The organism is Komagataeibacter sp. FXV3 (genome assembly GCF_015155755.1).
Classification (GTDB): Bacteria; Pseudomonadota; Alphaproteobacteria; order Acetobacterales; family Acetobacteraceae; genus Komagataeibacter.
Window position 1 is genome coordinate 1 of sequence record NZ_VWPI01000073.1, and the last position, 1,783, is coordinate 1,783.

At 67.6% G+C, this 1,783-nt stretch carries 1 protein-coding gene and 1 pseudogene; both read right to left on the reverse strand.

All coding sequences use genetic code 11. The features are described 5' to 3' along the window. Nucleotides 1–136: 136 nt before the first annotated feature. A complete protein-coding gene (locus F1542_RS07220) occupies nucleotides 137–1,105 on the reverse strand; it encodes a hypothetical protein (RefSeq protein WP_193732447.1) in 969 nt (322 codons plus the stop codon). Nucleotides 1,106–1,111: 6 nt separating this feature from the next. Then, nucleotides 1,112–1,783, reverse strand: a pseudogene (locus F1542_RS07225) (hypothetical protein); the annotation flags it as partial.

Below are 1,783 nucleotides of genomic sequence, written 5' to 3' on the forward strand. Positions count from 1 at the left end.
ACCTGCCCCTGCCCCCAGCGCGACAGGCACACGCACGCAGCCATGCACGCGCCATGCCAGACCGGGCCGCCCCCGCGTCCCCCCGACGTTGAAAGCGAAAGAATGACCAGAACGCCAAACAGCAGCACAAGCATGATCAGCCCATTCCCCGTCCGGCAAACAACAGCACGCCGGCCATGACGGCACATAACAGCGCCAGTCCCGCCCGCCAGCCCGCATAAAGCTGTCCAGACACGACAAAAACCCGTATCGCCGCGACACACCCGCACGCCAGCAGCATATGCACCACCCACAACGCCACTGCCACCAGCATGGGCACCAGCACCCATGAACGTGACAGGATGTCGGGTTCCACAATCCCTTCGGGCCAGATCAGGTCACGCGCCAGCATCATCCATACCACCGCCAGCAGGTCACGCGCGTACTCGGCCACGGCCCGGTCGGGACCGGCAAGGTCCTCCAGCATGGCTGAAAACAGCCGCGAGGTTGTACCGTTGCCCTCACCTACCCCCGCCACGACCAGCGCACCGGCAACCAGCGCCAGCGGCGCGCGTACAAGGTTCATATCCGCCACATGCGCCTGCCGCACCAGTCCCGCCAGCGTGCCATCGGGCAGGCACATGCCCAGCACGGCGCATGCCAGCAGCATGACAGGCTGGATCATGATCCCACCTGCCACGACCCGCAATCCCGCATGGCCCGGCCGCGCAAGACCAGGCGCAAGGGCCGCCACCACCAGTGCCAGGAACGCCATTTCCAGCAATCCGCCGATAACCAGCACATCCGACAGGTCACCACCGGGCATGCCAATGGAAAAGGATGGCACCAGCAACACCGCCACCATGCCCGCAGCCACCGCCAGCCATGGGGCAACCGCCGTTACCTGCGCGCCAGCCGCCGAACGCACGCCCACCTGCCGCCATGCATGCAGCAGGGCGCGCCAATGCGCGGTCGGGTCAGGCAGGCGGCGTTCGCCCTCCATCATCGCGGCCATCCAGCGCAGCAGCCCGATCCATACGGGCACCGTCACCATGACCAGCGCCATGTGGCAGCCCGCAAGCAGGATGGCCTGCATCCGCGCGGCAAGGGAAAACGATGTCATCATGCAGCCCTACCCATGCCACGCGATGAATATCAGCGCCGCCATGCACGCCACGGCCATCACCACCGGCGCGGATGCCATGACGCCACCCGGCCGCAGGCGATCCACGTATCGTACCAGCAGCGTGCATGACCGCCCCATCTGTCGCCGCAGGCGCACGTAGTCACGCAGGCACCGCCTGCGCATCACGGGCATCATCACCATATCCAGCAGCATGCGCGCGGGGTTACCCGGCCCCACCTGCGTCAGCGGGTCGCCGAACACCATCCACGGTGGCACGGGGGGCGCACCCTGCTGCCAGCCCGCGACCTGACGCGCGGGCGTGGGACAGGCCATGCGCCGCAGCACCACGACCACACCCCCTACCAGTGCCACCAGCAGGCAAAGCCGCGCGGGATGCAGTAACGCCGCCCCATCGGGCGACGCCAGCGCGACATTGTCCACCAGTGGCCACGTCATGCCATCCGGACCATGTCCCGCCCCCAGTCCAAGCCAGTATCCCGGCCAGATGGAGGCACACAGCACCGGCAGCACCGCCAGCAGCAACGTTGCCATTTCCCGCCCCGACGGATCGGACGCCCCGGCGCCGCGCGGCGTACGTGGCCTGCCACACAGCATGACCGCGACAATGCGGACAAGCGCAAGCATGCGCACTGCCCATCCCACCCCCAGCGCCAGAAG

Excerpts from the sequence above, each read along its gene's own strand:
- F1542_RS07220 (WP_193732447.1), bottom strand. The coding sequence starts at position 1,105 with ATGATGACATCGTTTTCCCTTGCCGCGCGGATGCAGGCCATCCTGCTT.